The organism is Bifidobacterium sp. B4111, assembly GCF_026537235.1.
Lineage (GTDB): Bacteria > Actinomycetota > Actinomycetes > Actinomycetales > Bifidobacteriaceae > Bombiscardovia.
The window spans coordinates 189,291-211,324 of record NZ_JAFNMO010000003.1 but is presented as its reverse complement, the minus strand read 5'-3'; the positions used below and the strand labels follow the sequence as shown (position 1 = coordinate 211,324).

Genomic DNA, 22,034 nt, shown 5'->3' with positions numbered 1-22,034 from the left:
ACTGTCCGACCAGATGCTCTATCGCGTCAGGCTTCGTCGCGAAATCCTTCGGATACGGCACGTGCTCGACGCTCTCCTCCTCGCCATGCTCCTTGAGCCACTGGGCGAACGCCACAGGATCCTTCACCCGCCAGCGTGGCTCGCTGCCCCGCTTCGCGGTCACTGTCCCCAGGTCGGTCGTCAGATGCTCCCTGGAATCCATCCGGTCGGTCAGAAACTCCTTGAGCACGTCGATCTGCGTCTTCAAACGCTTCTGCATCGACTGCGCCAAAGAAAGCTGCGTAGCCGCCTCGAACGTGGTCAGCTCACCATCAGCAAGCATGTCAGCAATATCCTTCGCCATCACTCGGCCCTCCCTGAAATGCACTTGAGCGGCATGCGTTCCGCCACCGAATCAGCCTCAATAAATTCGCAGCCCTTCACCGGGCCGAAGTCAGTCATGAAAAGGTCGCAGACATGCAACCACTCGCCTTCGCCGGTCTCAAAACGGATCAGCAGATCGCCGTCAGCAGCCTCATAGACTCCCACTTCGCTTGGAATCAACGCCATCACTCGGCCCTCCCGTCCACGAAATGCACAGGAGTCAAAGGCAGATACTTTCTGGCCACCTCGTCACCGACGTAAGCGCCGTCCTCCAAAAAATCCTTTGACACGCACATCCATATGTCTGCTTCCAGCAGTGATTTAAGCCGGATCAGCAGCGTCCCATCAGCACCCCGATAAATGCCCGGCTCGGTCGGCAGCTTGGCCTTGTGCCGTAAAGCACACGAGACGAAAGGAACCGGGACGGGGTCACGATCCCCCACCAGGAACGCATTGCGCATGACACGGGTGACCTGCAAAAGACGGCCATTGACCACTATCGCGTCGGCCTTTCTGTACTCAGCTGGTCCGAGCTCCTGCCAGTCGCGCTCATCCCACACCATGGACACCGACTCCACACCGACAGCTCGCGTCCATGTGCTGTCTTTGTTCCAGTCAAGAATTTGGACATGTTTCAGGCCAACGTCCGAATTCCAATACACAATTTGCCCAAGAAGGTTCAAACTGCCTTCCATCGTCCCGTCTGAAAACAAGACATGCACGTGCTTGCCCTCCAGCTCATAACGGGACAGATTTGTATACCATTCCTTGTCACTCATTTGTTTTCCTTCACTACGATTGGTTTTTCACCGATCCGTGCCGGCGACCAAGGCACCTGCGCCCGAAGCCGCTCACACTGCTTCCCAAGCGCTGATATCGTCAGCGCACACTCATCCAGATAGGCGTCCACCTCATCCGCGTCATACCTGTCACGCTTCGACCAGCCACGACGACAGTCGAAAGTCACACGCCGGATATCATCAGGAGTCAACAGGGGCATCACACCCACCCCCAAGACCCAGACGAGCACGAGTCCCAGGATCAAGGCGCTCCAACTCAAGCGCAGCCAACTGCTCGGCCGTCATGATGCCTGCTCCGATTTCGACCGCATCTTCCAATCCTCGACCTCACCCTGCAGATCAGTGGCAAGATAACCGCCAGGATTGCCGTCAGGGTCATACCGGTACAAGCCCCCGAATAACTTCTTGAACTTTTCTTTGCCGAACGGCGTACGCGCGCGAGCCTGCTCCTCATTCAGCAGCTCGAAAATCACCGGAGCGCCGGAAGCCACACGCCCGCTCACGCCGCCACCCCCATCCACTTCAGGAGAATCGGCTCCACGTCCTCTCCGACCCACACACGCCTACCATCAACAATCCGATGGGCGGGCTCCAACTCGAGGCGAAGACCACGCGGGCAGTGACCGCCGAAAATCTCATCAACACTGAACCAGATCACGCCGCCACCCCCACTTCAGCAAGACGGTAACGAGAGCACCTGTGACCGGTCCGGCTGCGGCCCTCACGGTCCACAAGCTCGACCAGGCCCTTCTTCACCAGCTCGGACAGGCGCGTGCGGATTGTGCTGTCACCAAGACGGCAGCCAAGCCGTTTCTCGACAAGCTCCTGAAGCCGCCACTCCTCGACGGGATACGACAACCCGGCAAGAGCCCTGATCGTCTCCTCCTGCATCCGGTTCACATCCACCTTCTCCGCCGCCTCAAACGAGGTCTCAGGATCACCCCGCCGCGTAGGGGCGGATGGTATATTTGAATCTGACATCAGATATCTACCTACTTTCTTTTGTCACTGCCGCAGCTGGTACCTGCGGCATTCTTCTTATGTGAGAAAATGCAGACATGATCAATTGGCTAACACACTTGGAATGGGGAACAGTCGTTGCTTGGCTCGCCCTCTTTGTCTCGCTTCTTTCAACCCTGTACACACGGTCATCAGCCAAAAGAACCAAACAAGCCGAGGCTGACAGAAAAGAAGCCAAATGGGTTGTCGAATCGCTCCTTCCCAACGACAATCTCCACGCTGAATTGAGATTCAGGAACAACAGCGAGCAATTACTTGAACACGTCTGGATAAGCCATGACCAATTCAGGGATCCCAACGGCATAGCGATCACCTCGCTACCCGACGGATACTACGTGTATCCAAACCAACACGTCGTTCTGGTGATCTACGATCGTCGAGAAATCCTAAAACTTCCCGACTGCCTCCAGATATCCTGGACACTTCCCCAGTCTCGCCGTCACAAAATAGCCCATCGACTTCTGCACCTGACCCACAGCCGTCTGATTGCCGACGAAGTCCACTATGACAATGTGATGCTGGCAGAGGCGAAGCGCGACATTCTCGACATGATGGAGCACCCGATAACCGAGAATATCCCCGTTGATGGCGGACTCCGCAATCACGCTTAACTGCGGATGACAACAACAAGACCGTAATCGCCAGGCAGACGATCGCCCCATCCTGGAGTAGATTCACCCAATCCATCTCACGCCGCCAGCCGCTGATTCTCTGACTTATCGGTAAGAAGAAGAATCGGATCGCAACTTATGACTTCTGCGATACGGAAAACCTCTTCCACTGTGAACGGCGTATAAGCCCGGAGTTTTGAATTGAGGGTGCTGCTTGGCATCCCGGTCTTTTCTGATAAGGCGACTTTCTTGATCCCTGACGCCTCGATTGCTGCATTGACCTTGCTCGCAATCCTTTGATTGATATCGCTATACCTCATATGACTAACAGTAATGGTTCATAATGAACATGTCAAACTCAATTGTGCTTGATTTGACTAACACTATTCCTCAAAACTGTTGTATAGTACTTCTATGACCAATATCATCCAGGACAGGGCAATGCTCTTCAGCAAATACATCGGTGCCGAGTTAAAAGGTGCCATCGCCTCACACGGATACAGCCAAGGCAAGGTAGCCGACGCACTAGGCCACGCAAGATCGGCAATGTCGAACTGGCTGAACGCCAAACCCCCGATCGACGTCGCAGTCGCAAACAAAATCTGCGATTACATCGGAATGGACTTTACAGTGGTCGTCAAAAGAGCCGAGCAGCGCGTGACCGATGATCTTGGACCCTACCCGCCACTTGAGGTCGATCCGTCGCAGCTTTCCGAGGATGAGAAGATCCAGTACGTGCTGGACAAGATCAAGGCCGGCGACCAGACCCTGGTCGCATCCACCGACCCCTACAAGGAGCAGGAGAAAGAAGGTGGCGATGGACGCTGACCCGCACTATCTGAAGGGGATCAAGTCAAGGACGACGTACGGGCAGATGCGCAGGCAGGCCGACAACCTCGACGTGACCATAGCCAGCGCGCACCTGCCGGGGAACATTGAAGGATGCTACGACCAGCATGCCAACATGATCCTCATCGACCGGAGCATGACCTACACGCAGAAACGGTGCACGCTTCTGCACGAGCTCATCCACTGGGCGCACAAGGACACATCAAAAAGAGGCGTCTACGGCACCCGCGTCGAACACCGCACCAGAAGGGAGACCGCGCTGAAGCTGATCGACCCTCTCGAATACCAGACCGCAGAAGCCATGTACGAAGGGAACGCCTACCAGATCGCCTGCGAACTCGACGTCACCCTCCAAGTGATACAGGACTACAGGACCATTCTGGTCCAACGTTCCCGTCAATCCTCTTTGCTTGATGGTTGAATACCCGGACCATTCGTGCCCACCCGGCCATCATCATCCAGTGTTTGCACGTATCGCTCATAGTCGATTTCCGGGTGCGCATAGGGGAATGAGACGCGTAACTGCAGTTTGCCTTTCCCTCCCGTTGCGCCGAAGTGCGCGTAGGAGACGCCTCCTTGTGGTGGCAGCTGCCTGCAGTGACGGGAGGTCTGCAGCACCGTCAGATATCCGGCGTATTCTCCATCCAGCCAGACATCGATGATGGGCTCGCCCGCATGCTTGCCCGAGGGCATGATCCCGTGGGTCAAAGCCACCCAGACCTCGGCATTGCGGGGGAAACGCATGAATACATCCTGATGTTTCCCCGCACCAGCGACTCCGACCGTCTGCCATGAATCAACATTCTCGACGATGCAATCCCCTTCAGGCCTCTTATTGCACGGCCGGTGCAGGTCATGGCCGCCGAAATGCCTCGACTGGTCCGCCGCCGACGCACCAAGCGACGATCCGACTTCATACGAGGCTGCGGCACCACCGCCTGATGCGATGGTCGAGAAACTTCCTCCGAGTCTTCTCATATAGTCGCGCATCCATTCGAAACACTGCTGCGTCTGTCCGGCATCCGAAAGGGCGCGATGCTCCTCGGACTGCGCAATGCCGAACCTGCGAATGAGATCCTCAAGCCGGTGATGCCGCTCCTCGGGAAACATGGCCCGACTCATCTGCAGAGTATCCATGCAGATGACACCCTCCGGGGCTTCCACCCCTATTCGGTCACCCTCTGCCTCCAGGAACCCCATGTCGAAACGCAGATTATGCCCCACCAGCGGATCATCCCCGACCCACGACCAGAAAGCTGGAAGCACCCGAACGATGCCAGGCTGCCCATTCAGCATCGAATCGGTAATCCCGGTGAGCTCGACTATCCGCGCATCCAAGGCACGACCCGGATCGACAAGCGTGGAAAAACGATCGACCACCTGCCGGCCGCGCACCTTCACAGCGCCTATCTCGATGATCCTGTCCCTATCGGCATGCAGACCCGTCGTCTCCGTATCCAAAGCCACATAATCAACCGGCAAGCCATCATCACCCAGATACCTCCCAGTGAATTCAGGAGACACGACAGAATCAAGACCACCCTCATAACGCTTTCCACTCTCATGACCACCAGCTTGACCCGCATGCCTGCCCCTACCGGGCCTGGAAGCAAGGAAAGCGACTAGCAGAATCAGCACCAGGCAGACGACACCCGCCACCGGATAGGCAGCAAACAAACATACAAGAATGAAAGCGACCACTATCTTCCAAACGTCACCGTCACCCTTCTTACCCATAACCGCAAAACTACAACAAGGGGCCGAAACACTGCCATCATTATCTACTCATGCAGCCTCCTCTAAGGTCGGCATGCCCTCCTGATAGGCTGGCGTACAGTCACTGAAGACATGCACGAGGGAGAGTACGGCAGATGCCCAGAACATCGCATGCAGTAAAGATAAGTCGGCAGCCTTTTTATAAGCGCATCTGGTTTTGGATCGTCATTTTTGTCGCTCTGGCTGCCATAGGGGGAATCAGCAGCCTTGTCTCGCCAAACAGTCAGAAGACAACCGTCGCATCCCCGCCGACTCCCACGAAGACCGCGTTCGACACGTCGGAGCTCACCGGGAAGACCTGGGACGCTGCTTTAACCACACTGTCCGATCATAAGTGGACCGAAGCCGACTACACTATCCAGACCGATGACGGCAAGAAGCCGTTCGACGCAGAGAAGTGGACGGTCATATCGGTCAGCAACGATAAGAAGCCCGTCATTACGCTCAGGCATGATATCGACCCGGCGATCAAGCAGAAGCACCTCCTGGAGAAGAAGCTGTCCACGACGGCGGCTCTGACGGCCTGCCAGCAGCGTGGAAAGCATGAGTACCCCTACGGGTTCAAAACTCACGACATTGGTGGCGTCATACAGGATTTCACCCCCAAGGATGACAACACCTGGTACTACAAAGCCACCGTCGACGTGACGAACGCTTACGGTGCCACAGCAGCTGGCAAGAACTACGAGTGCACGGTTACCGGCACTACTGATAATCCGCAGGTCGTTGGTTTCAACGTGTACTGATCGGTTTCCAGTCCAGGCCCCGCTTCGGTGGGGCTTTTTCATGAGTGCGCCGAAATGGGCGTTTTCGGGGGTCTAATCCTTGATTAGCGTTGGTATTGCAACGATTAGGCAATGGTGCCACACCTGTCGGGCTTCGAACGCCTCCGGATTGCATTTTACCGTACACATACCGTACACAGGAGGGGTTTTGAGTGGTTTCAGGAAGTATGAGAAAACCCCCGCAACCGTTGCGATTGCAGGGGTTTCGCCTTGGTGGGCTCGAAGGGATTCGAACCCTCGACCTTCTGTTCCGGAGACAGACGCTCTATCCGCTGAGCTACGAACCCGAGAGACCACCTTCCAGTGGACAACAGAGACCATACTAGAACACTTTGCGCATTTTCGCACCCATGCGCGTCCTCACGTGTCGGTCCAGCTCACGCTGTTCCCGGCGTGTTGCCCCAAGATTTCAGGCGTTTCGTAGGTATTGTGATGGCATGGCTTCGTGTCACCGCCCCGGTTGCGCCATTGCATCCTCATGCGGTGGCGCGAAGCCGCCAACATTCCCGGATGATCTTCTCTCGGGATGATTCACACTCTAGTTCCTTCACCCGGCCATCACAAGCGACCTTCACATACCTGGACAACTCGAATGGGCTGTGGACGGCAAATGGTAGCCGCACCCGGCCTACCGTACCATGGGACGCATGGCCATGAATGAGGACGAGAACGAGGACGATTTCGAGTTCGAGCGCAGATTCTTCTGCCGAAACCTTCCCCGGGAGCTGCTCGGGGAGAGTCGACCTACCCTGATCGTGCAGAGCTACTACGTGCATGAGGACAACTTCGCCCTGCGTGTGCGCCTGCAAGGCCAGGTGGACCCGGTGGTTCCCATGACGACCCGAACCGATGCCCTCCACACCCTGCTTGAGGAAGGCGACCACTTCGAGGCTGCCTCAATGACCGCCAAGGGACCTTCCGTCGGCGGCACACGCTACGAGGCCGAAAGGGCCATCGACCCGGGCATCGCCCTGGAGCTGATCCTGCGAGGTGGTATTCCCATCGTCAAGAACCGGTATGGAGTCTGGCTGGACGAGGACTGGTGGAATCTGGATGTCTTTGGGGACGGAAACGCACCCTTGGTGGTGGCCGAGGTGGAGCGGACCGGGCCAGTGACCGACCTGACCATTCCCGATTTTTGCGCCACAGAGATCACCGATGACCCGAGATTCTCCAACGATGGGCTGGCCGACCATCCCTTCGGCGACTGGGCGACCAACTTCGACCGGGAGCTGAAAGCCAGCGGACCACGCTTCCTGACCAACTTCGACCAGAACCGAGATTCCTGACCCAGGAGCGTTCAGTACATCAGCGTGGAAAGACGGCGGCGGGCCTTGGCCAGCCGAGGATCGGTCGGCTCAGGAATGACGAAGTACTCCAGCAGACGGCGGCGGATGGAATCGGTCTGATCCCGGTGCCCGGCCAGAAAGTCCAGCAGACGGTCGAAGGCATCCTGAATCTGGCCGCCGATCATATCCACATCGGCCACATTCAACTGGGCCTGCAGGTCGTCAGGGGCATCGGCAGCCGCCTGGCGGACCTTGCGGACATCGGCCGTGGCTGAACGAGCCATCAGCAGGCACTTGGCCTGTTCCCGCTTGGCCAGATCGTCGGTCGCGTCGGCCTGGACCAGCTTGCCATAAGCCTCGGCCGCAGCTGCATAGTCGCCCTCCTGGGCCAGCCGGTGAGCCTCTTGATGGGCAGGAGGGATGGCATCAGCCGCTGCCTGGCCGGCCTGCTCATCTTGGCCCTGGTCGTTGGTCTCCTGGTAGGGGGCACTGCCAGTGATGCCGGCCTTCTGCGCCATCTGAACCACCTGCGGGATGAGCTGATCGGTGATCTGGTTCATCTCTTCATCGGTGGGCAGCCCCTGCAGGATTGGCATGGGTCGGCCTGCCAGCAGGGCAAAGAGGGCCGGCGCGCCCTGCACCTGGAAGGTCTGGGCGATCTGCGGATTGGAGGCGATGTCGATGCGGGAGAGCTGAATGCGCCCCCCCTGGGCATTGACGGCCTGGGCCAAACGGGTGGCCAGGGGAAAGAGACGGTCGTCGGTGGGCACCCAGAGCAGGACCAAAATGGGGAAGGTGGCTGAGGTCTGGACCATAGCCTGGAAGCTGGCCTCCGTGGTATCGATCACGTAGCCGCCGGCAGCGGGTGCGCCTCCCTGCTGGCCTGGCTGAGCATCGACCTGATGCTTGAGCGCGCCCAGGTCGACCGCTCCTGCCAGCGAGACGCCCGGCTGCCCCTGCCCGTTCTTGTTCGCCATGTCAGTCCTCCTAAACCTGGCGGCCGCCGACTGCAGCTTCGGCCCGCCCTCGATTGCATACTCCTGGAAGCCAATCTAGTCCAGGGATCGGGCGTTCACCCAGCGCAATCCCACCCTTCAGACCGCTTCCACCTTGATGGGTTCACGCTCGGCGCCCACGGCCCTGATGGGCTCATGCGAGTCCGCTGAAGGTATGTAAAGGGCGATCACGTTGACATAGGTGACCTTCATGGTGCTGGTGGGCTTGCCCTGTCCGAAGAGGGCCTTCTCGGCATCCGAGGCCGGCGAGGACTCGCGGCCCTCACCCGCCTGCCTGGTCCAGACCGAATCGATCCGGGCCACGACCAGATCGCCTCCATCGGAGGAGTGCATGACCCGCAGCTGCCCCTGTGCCAGGGTGAAGGTCTGCGACTGGCTGCCCTTGTTGGCTTCGATCCCCTGCTGAACCACCTGAGTCAGCGTGCCCAAAGAGTTGCGGAAGTCATCCTGGGCGAACTCCTTGGCATACTTGCTGCCCTGGGGATTCTGCAGGAGGTCGGCATAACGGCGCACGGCCTCCACCGGCGTAGCCTTGAGCCCCTGATCGTCGCCCTGCCCCATCCTGGCGCCGATGGTGGCCACCGGAAACTTGGGCAACTGGGCTCCTTGGAAAAGCCGGGCCACGCCCCAAAGCTTGTAGTTCTCATGGGCGGACTCCTGATCCAGAACCAAGAGGCGTTTGGACTGCTGATCCTGCGTGGTAGTGGTAATGGAAAAGACCGAGCGTGGCCACCCCGGATCGCCAGGGATGACCGTCTGAGCGATGGTGGTAGGGATGGTCGTCTTGGGATCCAGCTGCCCGGTGGCCCGGGCTATGGTCAGCTCGCTGGTGCGGATCTCCAGCTGTGGGCCGCTGACTCGCTGGTCCAGCCCGGCAGGATCCTTGGCCTCATTGGCCTGGTCCAAAACAGCCCCGATGCTCTTGCGGATACGGGCTTCCTGTGCCGGGGTCAGGTTGGGCGCGGGAGCAGTGGTTGCAGTATTCTGTGGCTCTGTCCGGCGGGCTTGCGGAACCTGCCCTTCGCAGGCGGACAACCCAGGCAGAAGGGCCAAGGACAAGGTCAACGCCGCTGCAGCCGCCACCTTGTTCATCGGCTTGTTCGTACTCATCGGCGCTCTTCCTCCCCCTCGTGGGCAAGCCTGGCCAAGTAGGAGGCCATCTCCTGTCTGCTGATGACCCTGGTGGACGACACATCGTCGGCCCCCCGATCGCCGCTGACGGTGCGGCCGTCGCCATCCTCCTGTTGGTCAGCGACCAGGTTCCGATTGCGCGGATCAATCACCACAGGCGGCCTGGGTGGAGGTCCCGGATCCCCCTGCCGCGCCTGGCCACGAGCGTGGCGCCGACGCCGGCCTGAAGCCGGGCTATGCCGGTTCCCCAAACCAGGCAGAATGGCGTAGCCCAGGGCCTGGGCCACGCTGACCTCGGGAGGCTCCTCAGTCTCCTGTTCAGGTTCGGCCTGCTTACGGCGCTTGGCCGGATCCATGGCGAAGACCGTAGCCGAAAGAACAGCCAGCAGGGCCAGAAGCCCGCCGGCAAAGTAGAAGGGCATGGCGAAGTCGGGCAACTTGTCACGTTGCCAGAGCATCTCCAGCCCCAGGGAATGGGCGCCCTGGGGAACCGCCACCAGTAGGACGGCCTGCGGATCTTCGGTCTTCAGGGACATGGAGACGCTGCTGTCGGAGCAGGTGACCTGTTGCCACATATCCGAATCCTGAAAGGCCACGCCCTGATCACCTTTGACGGCCTTGCCTGGACTGGTGTCCCTGCCGACGGACAGGGTCTGCCAATCGTCCAGGCCGCGCACCCGGGCCACATCATGCCCGGCCGTCCAACCAGCTGCATCCTTGGCCGTGGTCAGGGCCATACAGACAGTAGGCTTCTGTGAATTCTGATCTGCTGACGCGGAAGTCCCAGTCGATGCCGCATCTACTCGCATGGTCACTTTGCTGTCCACCAGGGGAAGCACACCTGGATCGGTCACCACATAAGCTGCCTTGGTGCGCGCATGCGCATCCACATGAGCCGAAGGCTTCCAGACCGTGGCGTTGAGAATACCCAGCACAATGGCCGTTACAGCCAGCAGTCCGAAGATGGGGGTGACGATGCCGCGCATGATCATGCTGTGACGCGAGGGCTTGCCAGGCCGCGTCATCTCATCGGTTTCTTCGGGTACTTGCTCCATATTTTCGACATTCTACCGTCGGCACCCTATGATCTGGTTTCCACCACCGGGAAATCGCCCACAAGCCCTAAACTGATCTTTTATGACCATCATCGTAAGAAATTCACGCAGCAAGCGTCTGCTGGGCGCTATGACCGCTCTGGCCCTGTTTTTTGGACTGTCAGCCTGCGGCGGGAAATCTGACGGGGGCGGCCACCCGGGCGACACCATGCAGGGCGTATCGGCCAGTGGCAAACTTGGCAGCAAGCCCGACATCAGCTTCAAGACACCCTTCAAGGTCGAGAACCAGACCCATCAGGTCATCCAGAAGGGCGATGGCGAGGTCCTCCGCGACGGGGATCGCGTATGCACCAGGAGCCTGGCCCTGGATGCAAAAACCGGCAAGGTGATCAACTCCACCTGGGACAAGAGCAGCCCGGAGTGCTCCATCGTCATCAGCAAGAAATCCATCCCCGCATACTATGACACCTTCAAGGGCCTCAAGGTCAACTCGACCGTTGCCGTAGGCATCGATGAGTCAGGTTCCGGCAGCAGCAGTCAGGCGACCAGCTCCTATATCATGGCCCTGACCTTCGTTTCCAAGTCCAAGAACCTGACCCGCGCCCAGGGTCAGAAGGTGACCGACCTGCCCAGCGACCTGCCAAAAATCAGTTTGGATGACAAGGGCAAGCCCTCTCTGGACCTCAACGGCTACCAGCCCAAGGGAGGATTAGTCGTCCAGCCCCTGATTAAGGGCAAGGGGGCCAAGGTCGGCCAGCATCAGAGCGTCAGCGCCAACTACACCGGTTGGCTGGCCTCCGACGGCAAGCAGTTTGACTCCTCCTGGGACCGGGGTCAGGCCAGCGACTTCAGCCTGGACCAAGTGGTCAAGGGCTGGCAGCAGGGTCTGGCCGGCCAGACGGTGGGCTCTCAGGTTCTTCTGATAGTTCCGCCCGACCTGGGCTATGGCAGCCAGCAACAGCAGAAGATCCCGGCCAACTCGACCCTGATTTTCGTGGTTGACATCCTGGCCGCCTACTGACCTGTCAATCCACCAACTCAGGCAAATAGGGGCCCGTGCTCATCCAAATGCGACTGGATGGGCACGGGCCCCTGTGATAAGCGAGACGACCAGGTCAGTCCTTGCCGCCTTCGACTACGATCTCGTCGGGGTTGGCCGCACTGCCGTAGACCGGCTCCAGGGTCTTGCGGTAGTCCTCATGGAAGAACTGCTCCTGGCCCAGCTTGACCAGCTCCTTGTTGATGTAGTCCAGCAAGGGCTTGTTCCCCTTGCGCACAGCCGGGGCGATAACCGCCTCGTCCCCGAGCTTGGTGATACCCACCGAGAAGCCCTTGTTGGCCTTGGCCCAGGCCAGCACCTCGGTGTTGTCGGTGCTTATAGCGTCGCCACGGTGGTCCAGCAGGGCGTTGTAGGCATCCGCGTACTGGTCATACTTCTGCAACTTGACTTCAGGGTAGTGCTGCTCGAAGTAAGGCTCAGCCGTAGTGCCCTTGGCGATGATCAGGGTCTTGCCATTGAGCTCCTTGACATCTTTGATCGGCGCAGAATCCGGCGAGACCACGCCCAGGAAGACCTTCATATAGGGCTTGGCGAAGTCCACCTTGCGAGCGCGATCATCGGTGACGGTGAAGTTGGCCAGAACCACGTCCACCTTGTTGCTGGACAGCACATCCACACGGGCGGCTGGGTCCACCGAGGTGTATTCGGGCTTGACGCCCAGGTCCTTGGCCAGGCGCTCGGCCAGTACCACGTCGTAGCCCTGGTTCTTGCCGTCCTTGTCCACGTAGCCGAATGGGGCCTTGTCGGTGAAGACCGCCACCTTGAGCTTGCCGGACTTGGTGATCTGCTCCGGGGTGCGTGCAGACCCTGATGCTGCCGAGGAACCGGAGTTGTTTGCCGAGCCGCTTCCAGCGTCACTGGGGGTGGCCGCCGAAGGGCCGCAGGCCGCCATGGAAGCCATCATCGCGATCGTCGCCCCCGTGGCCAGCGCCGCCCGTATCAATCGGTTCATTACCCTTGCGGTCATGATCCCTCTTTTCCTGTTCTCTTTCCTATGGCCGCCCCTGGGGACGGTTCCGGCGAAGGCCGCCGGACGAATATGCGAAGTCCTCATCAGGACTTCTGATCCTGGTCCTGATCCCGCCTGCGCTCATAGGTGAAGGTGGACAGGAAGCGTTGGGCCCGGTCAGTTGTCGGGTGGGTGAAGAAGGCCTCTGGATCGTCGGACTGCTCGACCAGGACGCCTCCATCCAGGAGGACGATATGGTCGGCGATGCCCCTGGCGAAGGCCATCTCGTGGGTGACGATCATCATGGTCAGCCCCTGGTCGGCCAGTTCCAGCATGACCTGAAGGACCTCGCGGACCATCTCTGGATCCAGAGCCGCGGTCACCTCGTCGAAGAGCATGATCTCAGGATGGAGGATGAGCGCCCGGCAGATGGCCACCCTTTGCCGCTGGCCACCCGAGAGCTGGCTGGGCCAGGCATCCCGGCGGTCGGCCAGACCCACTCGATCCAGCAGCTCCAGAGCCTCCTGCCGTGCCTGGTCCCGCTTGCGCTTCTGCACCAGGATGGGCGCCAGGGTCACGTTGTCCAGCACGGTTCTGTTGGGGAAGAGGTCGTAGCTCTGGAAGACCATGCCGATCCTGGTGCGCAGGTCAGAGCTGCGGGTGCCTGACATCAGGCCGCCAGGACCTCCGCTGTGCTTGCCCAGGGGATGACCGGTCTCCACCTCCTGACCATCCAGAAGAATCCGGCCACCCTGTATGGGCTCCAATCCGGCTATGGTCCGCAGCAGGGTGGATTTGCCTGAGCCCGAGGGGCCCAGGACCACAAAGACCTTGCCCTTGGGCACCTGGAAGGAGATGTCATTGAGCACAGGGCTTTGCGCCTGCGGATATTGCTTGACCAAGTGCTCGACGGTCAGTACCGCCCCTTCCTCCTGGTCATCCTGTGGCTGATTCGCCGTCGTTTGCCCCTCAGTCATGGGCCCACCTCTTTTCCAGATGCCGGGCCACCAGGGACAGGGGCCAGCAGATGAAGAAATACATGAAGAAGATCACCCCATAGATCCACAGGGTCGCCTGGGGGTAGGCGAAGCGGTTGGCATCGATGATCTGCTGGCCGACCTTGATGACCTCGATGACGCCCAGCAGGGCGGCCAGAGAGGTGGTCTTGACGATCCTAGTGGCCAGGTTGACGCTGGCCGGCAGCAGTCGGCGCAGGGCCTGGGGAAGGATGATCCTGGAGAAGGTCTGCCAGGAGCTCAGTCCCAGCACGTAGGCCGACTCCACCTGGGTACGGGGAATGGACTCCAGGGCCCCGCGGACCAGGTCGCCCAGCTCGGCCCCACCCCAGAGCACGAAGACCAGCAGGCAGGCGCCGGTGGCATCCAGATTCAGGTTCCATGCCCTGGACAGCCCATAGAAGGCGATGAAGAGCAGGGCCAGCTGGGGCATGATGCGGATGAAGTCCAAATAGATCCTCATCAGGAAGCGGATCAGGCGGTTGCGCCGGGTCATCAGCCATCCGACTACCAACCCCAGGGGCAGGGAGAGCAGGACCGAGACGCCGGCTATCCAGACGGTCACCCAGAGCCCCTGGAAGAGCCTGGGCATGACCCCTGGCTGGAAGAGCACCTCAACGCCGTGCATAGTCGAACCTCCGCTCAAGAACGGTTCCGATGACGGAGATGGGCAGCAGGATGACCAGGTAGGTGACGATGAGCAGGGTCAGCGACTCGTAGGTGTCGTAGGAGGTGCCCATCAGGTCCTTGGTGACATACATGACATCGGCCAGAGCGATGGCCGAGACCACCGAGGACTCCTTGATCAGGAAGATGATGTTGGCTACCACGCCCGGTATGGCGCTGCTCAGGGCCTGAGGCAGCACGATCCTCGACAGCGTTTGCCCACGCGTGAATCCCAGGACACGGGCTGACTCGATCTGCACCTGGGGCACGGCCTCGAACCCACCGCGCATGGCCTCGGCCATGTAGGAACCGCCCAGGAAGGCCAGCCCAACGATGGCGCAAGTCTGGGCGCTCCAGTTGACCCCGAGCTTGGGCAACCCAAAATAGAGAAAGTAGAGCTGAACCAGGAGCGGGGTGTTTCTTGACAGCTCGATATATACCCTTGCCAACTGCGAGAGCAGGGGGATCCTGAAGACCTCCAACCCGGCGCAGACCAGCCCGATCAGCATGGAGAACACCACGCCAAAGAAGGAGATGAAGACCGTTACATAGGCCGCATTGACGAAGAAGTGCAGATTCTGCGCCATGAAAGTCCAATTCATGCCCTCACCTCCCTACTTGCCCTCGTCCTGTTCATCGTCTCCTCTTCACTGCTTCTCGCCCGCTTCCCGCCACTGCGACATACAGTCGACAATCCTAGAGAACGCGAGCCGTCTTTCTTTGCTTTTCGATATACGAATACCGGATACCGCGTTATCATCCGCTCTCACAACCACCCGGACGGCGATTCATCATGAGACTGAAACCATCCAGCAACTGGACAGTGCGGGCAGGGTGGCCCTAGCCGGCAAAGACTGGCCGACACCTGCAAATCTTGCCTACCTGGCATCTACCAACCAAGTAGGCGCACACTGTATTTTCGATCAACCCTACTGCTCACCAAGCTAACAAAAAAGCCCGGTCCACATATCCGTGAACCGGGCTCCGAGTGCCTTGATCAGGCAAAAACCTTGACGCTCTGTGCTGCCTTCCTGATCAGATCGGGGCGATACCCGCTCCACGTCTCCTGGTCAGTGACTACGATGGGGGTCTGCTTGAATCCCTGGGCGATGAACTGGTCGATCAAGGTCTGGTCCTCGGTCAAATCCACCTGCTCGAATTCCAGCCCCTGCTTGGTCAACTGACGCTTGGTGGCATCACACTGGGGACAGTGCGCCTTGGTGTAGACCGTGATGGACATGATCGCCTCTCCCTTACATGTAGCCGTGATGTTCCAAGCTCTATAGCCCTCTTCTTGGAACCCGATGATTGCACTCTACACACTCCCAGGCGCGAGCACAATACCACGGGTAGTGGCGTGTCAGGCCGTCAACCCCAATATCTAGTAGCCTTTCAAGTCTTGTGGATCTAAGAGAGCATATATGTGAGCTATCTTACATACATGTTATTTAAGACCGAAAACTGCCTCAGAAGAGGGTCAGTTCATCGCTGTCAGCGCCCTTCATAGCCTCGTAGTCCAGAATCAGACACTCGAATCCCCTGTCCTCCGCAAGGACCCTGGCCTGGGGGGTGATGGTCTGGGCCGCAAAGATTCCACGGACAGGGGCCAGCAGGGGGTCGCGGTTAAGCAGGCGGCAGTAGCGGGTCAGCTGTTCCACCCCGTCAATGCCGCCATGCCGCTTGATCTCGATGGCCACATGCCGCCCCTGGCTGTCCACGGCCATGATGTCCACTGGGCCGATGGGCGTGGGATACTCCCGGCGCACCAGGGTGGCTCCCGGGCCGATGCGGTCGATCTGTTCGGCCAGATAACGCTGCAGGTGCGCTTCCACACCGTCCTTGACCAATCCCGGGTCCGTCCCCAGATCATAGCTGTCGTCGGCATAGACCTGGTAGAGCCTGATGGTGAGCACATCACTGGATTTCACGGCCGAAACACGCAGAACTCTACGGACAGGCCGAGTCTGGTCCTGATCCTGCTCCTGGGCGATCAGCGCATCGGGCGCGGCAGCTTCGACTACCTCATCCGATCCAGTCCCGGCGACGGAATCAGCCTTGGTGCCCGCGCCCTCTTTGCCTGCCTCCTCGGGTTCGATCTCCCTGATGGTGCAGGGGGCGCACATCCAGTTCAGGGGCTTGTAGGAACCCAGCTCCGAAAAAATCAGACAGCTCATGTCAGCCTTGATCAGCAGAACGCGCCTGGCCGGCGGCAGGCTGGCATTGAGACGCCCGGAGTATTCGGCGGAGCAGTCGGCAACAATGATTCGCACAGGTGCCAATATATCAGTCGCTGTTCCGCGGCGGGAAAGAAAAACCCGGCCGATGCAAGTGCACCGGCCGGGTGGAAAAGGAGAGGAAGTCAGGACTGCTGTCCCTGATCAGCATCCTCCAGGTAGTGGTCCACGGCCACAGTCAGCTTGTTGCTGTCGAAGGAGGCGAATCCGCTGTCCACATGGAAGGACTGACGACCGCCGTCGGTGGCCTGAACCCGGATGTTGCCCTCCTGCAGCAGGGCTAGCACCGGTTCGTGGTCGGGCATGATGCCCATGGACCCCTTGGTGCCGGGCACGGTGACCGACCGCGCCTGACCCGACCAGATGGGCCTGTCCGCCGAGACGATGTTGACCTGCATGGAGGCCTTGCCTGTGTCCGCCATGACTACCGGTATTCCTTCTGCATATCGTGCCACTTGTGCTCCAGGTCGTCGATGCCGCCGATGCCGGAGAATGCCTGCTCAGGCACGTCGTCGTAGGCGCCGTCGCAGATGCGGGTGAAGGCCTCAATGGTCTCGTCCGCAGGCACGTAGGAACCCTTGCGGCCGGTGAACTTCTCGGCCACATAGAAGTTCTGGCCCAGGAACTGCTCAATCTTGCGCGCGCGGTTGACGGTGGTCTTGTCTTCCTCGCCCAGCTCGTCGATGCCAATCAGAGCGATGATGTCCTGGAGCTCCTTGTTCCTCTGCAGGATTGCCTTGACCCGGTTGGCGCAGTCGTAGTGGGCCTGCCCCACATAGCGCGGGTCCAGAATCCTGGAGGTGGATGCCAGCGGATCCACAGCCGGATAGATGCCCTGGGAGGCGATGTCACGGCTGAGCTCGGTGGTGGCGTCCAGGTGGGCGAAGGTGGTGGCCGGGGCCGGGTCGGTGTAATCATCGGCCGGCACATAGATGGCCTGCAAGGAGGTGATCGAATGGCCACGAGTTGAGGTGATTCTCTCCTGCAAAGCACCCATCTCGTCGGCTAGGTTGGGCTGGTAGCCCACGGCCGAGGGCATGCGGCCCAGCAGGGTGGAGACCTCGGAGCCGGCCTGAGTGAATCGGAAGATGTTGTCGATGAAGAGCAACACATCCTGGTTCTCCACGTCGCGGAAGTACTCCGACATGGTCAGGGCGGTCAGTGGCACACGCAGACGGGTCCCCGGGGGCTCGTCCATCTGGCCGAAGACCAGCGCGGTCTTCTCCAGCACGCCGGCCTCTTCCATCTCGCCGATCAGGTCGTTGCCCTCACGGGTGCGTTCACCCACGCCCGCAAAGACGGAGACGCCGCCGTGGTTCTGCGCCACGCGCTGGATCATCTCCTGGATGAGCACGGTCTTGCCCACACCTGCGCCGCCGAACAGGCCGATCTTGCCGCCCTCAACGTAGGGAGTCAGCAGATCGATGACCTTGATGCCGGTTTCGAACATCTGAGTCTTGGACTCCAGCTGATCGAAAGCAGGAGGGTTGCGATGGATGGGCCACCGTTCGGTGACCTTGATCTGCTCACCCTGCTTCTTGTTGAGGATGTTGCCGGCCACGTCGAAGACGTGCCCCTTGGTCACATCCCCTACGGGCACCTCGATGGGGCCTCCCGTATCGGTGACCGTGGCACCACGGACCAGACCATCCGTGGGCTTCAGGGCCACCGTACGCACGGTGGAATCACCCAGGTGCTGCTCCACCTCCAGCATGATGGTGGTCAGCGACTCGCCCTCGGTGTCCGAGGACTTGTTCAGATTCACAGTCAGGGCATTGTAGATGTCCGGCAGGTGACCTGCCGGGAACTCCACATCTATGACCGAACCCTGGACTCGGGTGACGCGCCCCTTGGAGGCCGAATCCGGCTTGTGGCTCGCTGTGGTCGGCTGTTCTTGCTGTGCAACCATTGGCGTTCCTACTCTTCCTCTTTGTTGAGCGCATCGGCGCTGCCGACGATCTCGGTAAGTTCCTGCGTGATGGCCGCCTGGCGGCTGGCATTGAGCCTGCGGGTCAGGTCGTCGATCAGCCCCTTGGCGTTATCAGTGGCGGTGTGCATGGCGTTCTGCCTGCTGGCGGTCTCCGAGGCGGCCGAGGTGAGCAGGCATTCATGGATACGCGACTGAATGTACTTGGGCAGAACGGCATCCAGCACCTCCTGCGGGCTTGGCTCAAAGTCGTAGAGGCCCACATAGCGGTCACCCTGGCTTCCATGCTCGTCGTTCGGCACGGGGGCATCAATAGCCTCCTCAGGCTGCTCCTGGTCCGGCCTGATCAGCTCCAGAGGCAGCATGCGCAGCACCCGAACCTTCTGCACCACCATGTTGATGAATTCAGTGAAGACGATGTAGAGCTCGGAGACGCCCCCCTTGGCCGCTGGAGTCATGTAGGTTTCCAGCAGTGCCTGGGAGATCTCCCTGGCCACATCCACGCCGGGCCGATCGCTATTGCCTTCCCAGGTTTTGACGATGCTGCGGTTACGGTAGCGGTAGTAAGAGACGCCACGACGACCATAGACGAAGAGCTGGGGCTGTCGGCCTTGCTGGTCCAGTCGGGTCAGCAGAGACTCCGTCTCGCGGATGACCGAGGAGGTATAGGCCCCGGCCATGCCACGGTCGGCCGTCAGAGCCAGCACAGCCACGCGTGGGTTCTTCTCGTCCTTCCTGACAATGGGATGGCGGATGTCGTCCGTGTGGGCCACCAGGGCCTGGACTGCATCGAAGATCGCATCGGAGTAAGGCTTCGCTTCCAGGGCCACGGTTCTGGCCTTGGCGATATGCGAGGAGGCTATCATCTCCTGGGCATTGAAGATCTTCTCCAATGCCGAAGTGGAGGCGATCCTTGACTTGAATGCGAGTTGTGAGGCCATGGTCTACCGCTTCCTGGCCTTGCTGCCGCTCTTGCCATCGGCTACCAGCTTCTCCTGCTGGACGGCCACCGGCTGCTCCTGATCCTGATCGGCCTCGTGACCGTCCAGAGTCTGGCCTTTGTGAGTCACGAAGGTCTTGGCGAACTCATCCACGGCCTTGTCCAGGGCCTTCTCGGTATCGTCTGTGAAGTCCTCCGTGTCGCGGATGGTCTTGAGGATGTCGGTGTTGTGGTCCAGGTAGTCCAGGAGCCCGGATTCGAAGGGCAGCACGTCCTCCAGGTCCAAATCATCCAGCTTGCCGTGGGTGCCTACCCAGACGGAGACGACCTGCTTCTCCATGGAATAAGGCGTGAACTGTGGCTGCTTGAGCAGCTCAGTCAGCCTGGCACCACGGGTCAGCTGGGCCTTGGAGGCCGCATCCAGATCAGAGGCGAACATGGCGAAGGACTGCAGAGAGCGGTACTGGGCCAGCGAAATCTTCAGGGTCGAAGAGACCTTCTTGAGAGCCTTGGTCTGTGCGGCGCCACCCACGCGGGAGACGGAGATGCCCACGTCCACAGCGGGACGCTGGTTGGCATTGAACAGATCGGACTGCAGGAAGATCTGGCCGTCGGTGATGGAGATCACATTGGTCGGAATGTAGGCCGAAACGTCGTTGGCCTTGGTCTCGATGATGGGCAGACCGGTCATGGATCCGCCTCCCAGGTCATCGGAGAGCTTCGCGCAGCGCTCCAGCAGACGCGAATGCAGGTAGAAGACATCGCCAGGATAAGCCTCGCGCCCCGGCGGACGACGCAGCAGCAGGGAGATGGACCGGTAGGCCTCAGCCTGCTTGCTCAGGTCGTCGAAGACAATCAGGACGTGCTTGCCGCCGTACATCCAGTGCTGTCCAATGGCCGAACCGGTGTAGGGGGCTATGTACTTGAAGCCTGCGGAGTCGGAAGCCGGGGAGGCCACGATGGTGGTGTACTCCATGGCGCCGGCCTCTTCCAGAGAGGAACGGACCGAGGCGATGGTGGTGCCCTTCTGACCGATGGCCACGTAAATGCACCGGACCTGCTTCTTGGGGTCTCCTGACTCCCAGTTGCGCTTCTGGTTGATGATGGTGTCGATGGCGATGGCCGTCTTGCCGGTCTGCCGGTCGCCGATGATCAGCTGGCGCTGACCGCGGCCGATAGGTGTCATGGCGTCAATGGCCTTGATGCCGGTAGCCAGGGGCTCGTCAACGGGATGCCGATGCATGACATCAGGAGCCTGAGCCTCCAGGATTCTGCGGCCCTCGCTCTTGATTTCGCCTAGGCCGTCGATGGGCTCGCCCAGGGGGTTGACCGTACGCCCCAGATAGCCGTCGCCGACGGGCACCGAAAGCACCTCGCCGGTCCTGTGGACTTCCTGGCCCTCTTCGACACCTGCGAAGTCGCCCAGGATGACCACGCCGATCTCTCGGGCGTCCAGGTTGAAAGCCAGACCAAGCGTGCCGTCCTCGAAGGTCAGCAGCTCGTTGGCCATGCAACCAGGCAGTCCCACCACATGCGCAATGCCGTCACCGGCCGTACGAACGTAACCCACCTCCTGGGTGGGGGTGTCCGTCGGCTTGTAGGACTCGACAAATTGGTCGAGTGCCTTGCGCACCACGGCGGGATCAATGGTCATTTCTGCCATGATCACTCCTTATTTCTGTTCTTGTTCAAGTCTGTCGGTTCTCCGCTCATCCTGCCACGGCCATGCGCCGCTTCAGGTGCTTCAATTGCGTAGCCACCGTGCCGTCTGTAGAGACCGATCCATACTGGACCTTCATACCGCCCAGGACCGAGGGATCGACCACCGAGTTGATGTGGACCGGCTTACCAAGCTTGCGCCCGTATACCTCCTGCAGGCGGCTGACCTGCTCGTCCTTCATGGAGACCGCCGTGGTGACGGTGACCATGGCCTGGTCCATGTGCTCGGAGAAGCGGTCCACCAACCAAACGATGGTGTCAGGGAAGCGTCGTCCGCGCAAATCAATGGTGGCGTTCAGGGCCATCTGCTCTGTGACCGGATGCATATGCTGCCCGTCAAGAAGCGTCCTGAGCAGGTCGGCCCGGGCTTTGGAATCACTGTACTCGTCCGATAGCCGGAAGAGCACCAGAGGCATCCCGAGCAGGGCCGAATGGATCTCAGCCAGCTCGCCGGCCACCTGGTTGGTGATGCCCAGAGCATCGGTGTAATAAGCGGCAGCATCCACTGAGATGTCCTCGGCCGCGTTGGCAATGTGCCCCACACGGCTCCACTGATGATCTGTCAAGTCATGGAGGATATCCGCGGTCAGCGGATCGGCCTTGCCAGCCAGGATGGTGTCGATCACCTGCCACTTGTCCTCAGCCGGACGTGAGGGGTCAGTCAGCGCACGCTCCAGGGGCCTGTTGGCATCGAGCAGGGTCACGAAGGTATAGAGCTCCATGGCCACGCGGAGGGCGTCCTTTCCCTTGCTCTTCAGCAAAGGGGCATACTTGGCCCTGGTCTCCTTGTCGGAGCTCAGCGAAGTCTCTCCTCGCATGTCACCTCCC

At 60.0% G+C, this 22,034-nt stretch carries 28 protein-coding genes and 1 tRNA gene; 6 read left to right on the top strand and 23 right to left on the bottom strand.

Translation table 11 applies throughout. The features are described from left to right. The 6 genes from J3T93_RS07125 to J3T93_RS07105 all read right to left on the bottom strand — a co-directional run. Nucleotides 1–343, bottom strand: a 343-nt coding sequence (locus J3T93_RS07125) for a hypothetical protein (protein ID WP_267431112.1), incomplete at its 3' end; no start/stop codon positions are given. Next, nucleotides 343–552, bottom strand: a complete 210-nt coding sequence (locus J3T93_RS07120; RefSeq protein WP_267431111.1) for a hypothetical protein — start codon at nt 550–552, stop codon at nt 343–345. The genes J3T93_RS07120 and J3T93_RS07125, both read right to left, overlap by 1 nt. Beyond that, nucleotides 549–1,142: a hypothetical protein gene (locus J3T93_RS07115; protein ID WP_267431110.1), complete on the bottom strand. Its 594-nt coding sequence runs from the start codon at nt 1,140–1,142 to the stop codon at nt 549–551. The genes J3T93_RS07120 and J3T93_RS07115 overlap by 4 nt, the downstream gene beginning before the upstream one ends. Beyond that, nucleotides 1,139–1,363, bottom strand: a complete 225-nt coding sequence (locus J3T93_RS10050; protein ID WP_416378835.1) for a DivIVA domain-containing protein — start codon at nt 1,361–1,363, stop codon at nt 1,139–1,141. Before J3T93_RS10050 ends, J3T93_RS07115 begins: the two co-directional genes overlap by 4 nt. Before the next feature lie 81 nt (nt 1,364–1,444). Continuing rightward, entirely contained in the window at nt 1,445–1,666 is a 222-nt protein-coding gene (locus J3T93_RS07110) for a hypothetical protein (protein ID WP_267431108.1), read from the bottom strand. A gap of 151 nt (nt 1,667–1,817) precedes the next feature. Next, a complete protein-coding gene (locus J3T93_RS07105) occupies nt 1,818–2,063 on the bottom strand; it encodes a hypothetical protein (RefSeq protein WP_267431107.1) in 246 nt (81 codons plus the stop codon). A 158-nt stretch (nt 2,064–2,221) separates the two neighbouring features. Here J3T93_RS07105 and J3T93_RS07100 point away from each other — a divergent pair, with 158 nt between their 5' ends. Continuing rightward, nucleotides 2,222–2,794, top strand: coding sequence for a hypothetical protein (locus tag J3T93_RS07100; protein ID WP_267431106.1), 573 nt, complete (start codon nt 2,222–2,224; stop codon nt 2,792–2,794). Between the two features lie 77 nt (nt 2,795–2,871). On the opposite strand, the gene J3T93_RS07095 is transcribed toward J3T93_RS07100, so the two are convergent. Beyond that, nucleotides 2,872–3,114: a helix-turn-helix domain-containing protein gene (locus tag J3T93_RS07095; RefSeq protein WP_267431105.1), complete on the bottom strand. Its 243-nt coding sequence runs from the start codon at nt 3,112–3,114 to the stop codon at nt 2,872–2,874. A gap of 94 nt (nt 3,115–3,208) precedes the next feature. Between J3T93_RS07095 and J3T93_RS07090 the strand changes: the two genes are divergently transcribed. Together J3T93_RS07090 and J3T93_RS07085 are read left to right on the top strand one after the other, a co-directional pair. After that, nucleotides 3,209–3,622 (top strand): helix-turn-helix domain-containing protein, encoded by a 414-nt coding sequence (locus tag J3T93_RS07090; protein ID WP_267431104.1) that lies wholly within the window; start codon nt 3,209–3,211, stop codon nt 3,620–3,622. Continuing rightward, on the top strand, nt 3,612–4,064 hold the full coding sequence (locus tag J3T93_RS07085; RefSeq protein WP_267431118.1) for an ImmA/IrrE family metallo-endopeptidase: 453 nt from the start codon (nt 3,612–3,614) through the stop codon (nt 4,062–4,064). The genes J3T93_RS07090 and J3T93_RS07085 overlap by 11 nt, the downstream gene beginning before the upstream one ends. Here J3T93_RS07085 and J3T93_RS07080 read toward each other — a convergent pair. After that, a complete protein-coding gene (locus J3T93_RS07080) occupies nt 4,040–5,125 on the bottom strand; it encodes a PolC-type DNA polymerase III (protein WP_267431103.1) in 1,086 nt (361 codons plus the stop codon). The two genes, J3T93_RS07085 and J3T93_RS07080, sit on opposite strands and share 25 nt — an antisense overlap. 389 nt (nt 5,126–5,514) lie before the next feature. Between J3T93_RS07080 and J3T93_RS07075 the strand changes: the two genes are divergently transcribed. Beyond that, nucleotides 5,515–6,165, top strand: coding sequence for a hypothetical protein (locus tag J3T93_RS07075; protein WP_267431102.1), 651 nt, complete (start codon nt 5,515–5,517; stop codon nt 6,163–6,165). Between the two features lie 250 nt (nt 6,166–6,415). Here the strand turns inward: J3T93_RS07075 and J3T93_RS07070 are convergent. After that, nucleotides 6,416–6,491 (bottom strand) — tRNA-Arg (locus J3T93_RS07070). 360 nt (nt 6,492–6,851) lie between these two features. On the opposite strand from J3T93_RS07070, the gene J3T93_RS07065 reads away from it, so the two are divergent. Further along, nucleotides 6,852–7,493 carry a hypothetical protein gene (locus J3T93_RS07065; protein WP_024626865.1) on the top strand — a complete coding sequence of 214 codons (642 nt, stop codon included), beginning with the start codon at nt 6,852–6,854 and terminating at the stop codon, nt 7,491–7,493. A gap of 11 nt (nt 7,494–7,504) precedes the next feature. Here the strand turns inward: J3T93_RS07065 and J3T93_RS07060 are convergent, their stop codons facing one another. The 3 genes from J3T93_RS07060 to J3T93_RS07050 form a co-directional block, all read right to left on the bottom strand. Next, nucleotides 7,505–8,470 (bottom strand): tetratricopeptide repeat protein, encoded by a 966-nt coding sequence (locus tag J3T93_RS07060; protein WP_267399318.1) that lies wholly within the window; start codon nt 8,468–8,470, stop codon nt 7,505–7,507. A gap of 117 nt (nt 8,471–8,587) precedes the next feature. Next, entirely contained in the window at nt 8,588–9,619 is a 1,032-nt protein-coding gene (locus J3T93_RS07055; RefSeq protein WP_267431100.1) for a hypothetical protein, read from the bottom strand. Continuing rightward, nucleotides 9,616–10,695, bottom strand: a complete 1,080-nt coding sequence (locus tag J3T93_RS07050) for a hypothetical protein (protein WP_267431099.1) — start codon at nt 10,693–10,695, stop codon at nt 9,616–9,618. Before J3T93_RS07050 ends, J3T93_RS07055 begins: the two co-directional genes overlap by 4 nt. 82 nt (nt 10,696–10,777) lie before the next feature. Here J3T93_RS07050 and J3T93_RS07045 point away from each other — a divergent pair, with 82 nt between their 5' ends. Beyond that, nucleotides 10,778–11,716: an FKBP-type peptidyl-prolyl cis-trans isomerase gene (locus tag J3T93_RS07045; RefSeq protein WP_267431098.1), complete on the top strand. Its 939-nt coding sequence runs from the start codon at nt 10,778–10,780 to the stop codon at nt 11,714–11,716. 94 nt (nt 11,717–11,810) lie between these two features. On the opposite strand, the gene J3T93_RS07040 is transcribed toward J3T93_RS07045, so the two are convergent. From J3T93_RS07040 to J3T93_RS06990, 11 genes are all read right to left on the bottom strand, one after another. Next, nucleotides 11,811–12,722, bottom strand: a complete 912-nt coding sequence (locus J3T93_RS07040; RefSeq protein WP_267399314.1) for a cysteine ABC transporter substrate-binding protein — start codon at nt 12,720–12,722, stop codon at nt 11,811–11,813. Between the two features lie 86 nt (nt 12,723–12,808). Beyond that, complete coding sequence (locus J3T93_RS07035) at nt 12,809–13,681, bottom strand: amino acid ABC transporter ATP-binding protein (RefSeq protein WP_254478249.1); 873 nt, start codon at nt 13,679–13,681, stop codon at nt 12,809–12,811. Further along, entirely contained in the window at nt 13,674–14,348 is a 675-nt protein-coding gene (locus J3T93_RS07030) for an amino acid ABC transporter permease (RefSeq protein WP_024626872.1), read from the bottom strand. Before J3T93_RS07030 ends, J3T93_RS07035 begins: the two co-directional genes overlap by 8 nt. Further along, a complete protein-coding gene (locus tag J3T93_RS07025; protein ID WP_121915025.1) occupies nt 14,335–14,988 on the bottom strand; it encodes an amino acid ABC transporter permease in 654 nt (217 codons plus the stop codon). The genes J3T93_RS07030 and J3T93_RS07025 overlap by 14 nt, the downstream gene beginning before the upstream one ends. Before the next feature lie 395 nt (nt 14,989–15,383). Continuing rightward, nucleotides 15,384–15,626: a glutaredoxin-like protein NrdH gene (gene nrdH, locus J3T93_RS07020; RefSeq protein ID WP_267399311.1), complete on the bottom strand. Its 243-nt coding sequence runs from the start codon at nt 15,624–15,626 to the stop codon at nt 15,384–15,386. A gap of 226 nt (nt 15,627–15,852) precedes the next feature. Further along, complete coding sequence (gene nucS, locus J3T93_RS07015; protein WP_267431097.1) at nt 15,853–16,656, bottom strand: endonuclease NucS; 804 nt, start codon at nt 16,654–16,656, stop codon at nt 15,853–15,855. 89 nt (nt 16,657–16,745) lie between these two features. Next, the gene (locus J3T93_RS07010) at nt 16,746–17,042 is read right to left on the bottom strand and encodes a F0F1 ATP synthase subunit epsilon (protein ID WP_254478247.1); all 297 of its coding nucleotides are present in this window, start codon (nt 17,040–17,042) and stop codon (nt 16,746–16,748) included. A 2-nt stretch (nt 17,043–17,044) separates the two neighbouring features. Further along, a complete protein-coding gene (atpD, locus tag J3T93_RS07005) occupies nt 17,045–18,529 on the bottom strand; it encodes a F0F1 ATP synthase subunit beta (protein ID WP_220236364.1) in 1,485 nt (494 codons plus the stop codon). A gap of 8 nt (nt 18,530–18,537) precedes the next feature. Continuing rightward, nucleotides 18,538–19,488: a F0F1 ATP synthase subunit gamma gene (locus J3T93_RS07000; RefSeq protein WP_267431096.1), complete on the bottom strand. Its 951-nt coding sequence runs from the start codon at nt 19,486–19,488 to the stop codon at nt 18,538–18,540. A gap of 3 nt (nt 19,489–19,491) precedes the next feature. Further along, nucleotides 19,492–21,150 (bottom strand): F0F1 ATP synthase subunit alpha, encoded by a 1,659-nt coding sequence (atpA, locus tag J3T93_RS06995; RefSeq protein WP_220236366.1) that lies wholly within the window; start codon nt 21,148–21,150, stop codon nt 19,492–19,494. A 46-nt stretch (nt 21,151–21,196) separates the two neighbouring features. Further along, nucleotides 21,197–22,024 (bottom strand): F0F1 ATP synthase subunit delta, encoded by an 828-nt coding sequence (locus J3T93_RS06990; protein ID WP_267431095.1) that lies wholly within the window; start codon nt 22,022–22,024, stop codon nt 21,197–21,199. Nucleotides 22,025–22,034 lie beyond the last annotated feature (10 nt).

Excerpts from the sequence above, each read along its gene's own strand:
- J3T93_RS07115 (WP_267431110.1), bottom strand. The coding sequence starts at position 1,142 with ATGAGTGACAAGGAATGGTATACAAATCTGTCCCGTTATGAGCTGGAG.
- J3T93_RS10050 (WP_416378835.1), bottom strand. The coding sequence starts at position 1,363 with ATGCCCCTGTTGACTCCTGATGATATCCGGCGTGTGACTTTCGACTGT.
- J3T93_RS07100 (WP_267431106.1), top strand. The coding sequence starts at position 2,222 with ATGATCAATTGGCTAACACACTTGGAATGGGGAACAGTCGTTGCTTGG.
- J3T93_RS07095 (WP_267431105.1), bottom strand. The coding sequence starts at position 3,114 with ATGAGGTATAGCGATATCAATCAAAGGATTGCGAGCAAGGTCAATGCA.
- J3T93_RS07090 (WP_267431104.1), top strand. The coding sequence starts at position 3,209 with ATGACCAATATCATCCAGGACAGGGCAATGCTCTTCAGCAAATACATC.
- J3T93_RS07085 (WP_267431118.1), top strand. The coding sequence starts at position 3,612 with ATGGACGCTGACCCGCACTATCTGAAGGGGATCAAGTCAAGGACGACG.
- J3T93_RS07075 (WP_267431102.1), top strand. The coding sequence starts at position 5,515 with ATGCCCAGAACATCGCATGCAGTAAAGATAAGTCGGCAGCCTTTTTAT.
- J3T93_RS07065 (WP_024626865.1), top strand. The coding sequence starts at position 6,852 with ATGGCCATGAATGAGGACGAGAACGAGGACGATTTCGAGTTCGAGCGC.
- J3T93_RS07060 (WP_267399318.1), bottom strand. The coding sequence starts at position 8,470 with ATGGCGAACAAGAACGGGCAGGGGCAGCCGGGCGTCTCGCTGGCAGGA.
- J3T93_RS07055 (WP_267431100.1), bottom strand. The coding sequence starts at position 9,619 with ATGAGTACGAACAAGCCGATGAACAAGGTGGCGGCTGCAGCGGCGTTG.
- J3T93_RS07050 (WP_267431099.1), bottom strand. The coding sequence starts at position 10,695 with ATGGAGCAAGTACCCGAAGAAACCGATGAGATGACGCGGCCTGGCAAG.
- J3T93_RS07045 (WP_267431098.1), top strand. The coding sequence starts at position 10,778 with ATGACCATCATCGTAAGAAATTCACGCAGCAAGCGTCTGCTGGGCGCT.
- J3T93_RS07040 (WP_267399314.1), bottom strand. The coding sequence starts at position 12,722 with ATGACCGCAAGGGTAATGAACCGATTGATACGGGCGGCGCTGGCCACG.
- J3T93_RS07035 (WP_254478249.1), bottom strand. The coding sequence starts at position 13,681 with ATGACTGAGGGGCAAACGACGGCGAATCAGCCACAGGATGACCAGGAG.
- J3T93_RS07030 (WP_024626872.1), bottom strand. The coding sequence starts at position 14,348 with ATGCACGGCGTTGAGGTGCTCTTCCAGCCAGGGGTCATGCCCAGGCTC.
- J3T93_RS07025 (WP_121915025.1), bottom strand. The coding sequence starts at position 14,988 with ATGAATTGGACTTTCATGGCGCAGAATCTGCACTTCTTCGTCAATGCG.
- nrdH (WP_267399311.1), bottom strand. The coding sequence starts at position 15,626 with ATGTCCATCACGGTCTACACCAAGGCGCACTGTCCCCAGTGTGATGCC.
- J3T93_RS07010 (WP_254478247.1), bottom strand. The coding sequence starts at position 17,042 with ATGGCGGACACAGGCAAGGCCTCCATGCAGGTCAACATCGTCTCGGCG.
- atpD (WP_220236364.1), bottom strand. The coding sequence starts at position 18,529 with ATGGTTGCACAGCAAGAACAGCCGACCACAGCGAGCCACAAGCCGGAT.
- J3T93_RS07000 (WP_267431096.1), bottom strand. The coding sequence starts at position 19,488 with ATGGCCTCACAACTCGCATTCAAGTCAAGGATCGCCTCCACTTCGGCA.
- atpA (WP_220236366.1), bottom strand. The coding sequence starts at position 21,150 with ATGGCAGAAATGACCATTGATCCCGCCGTGGTGCGCAAGGCACTCGAC.
- J3T93_RS06990 (WP_267431095.1), bottom strand. The coding sequence starts at position 22,024 with ATGCGAGGAGAGACTTCGCTGAGCTCCGACAAGGAGACCAGGGCCAAG.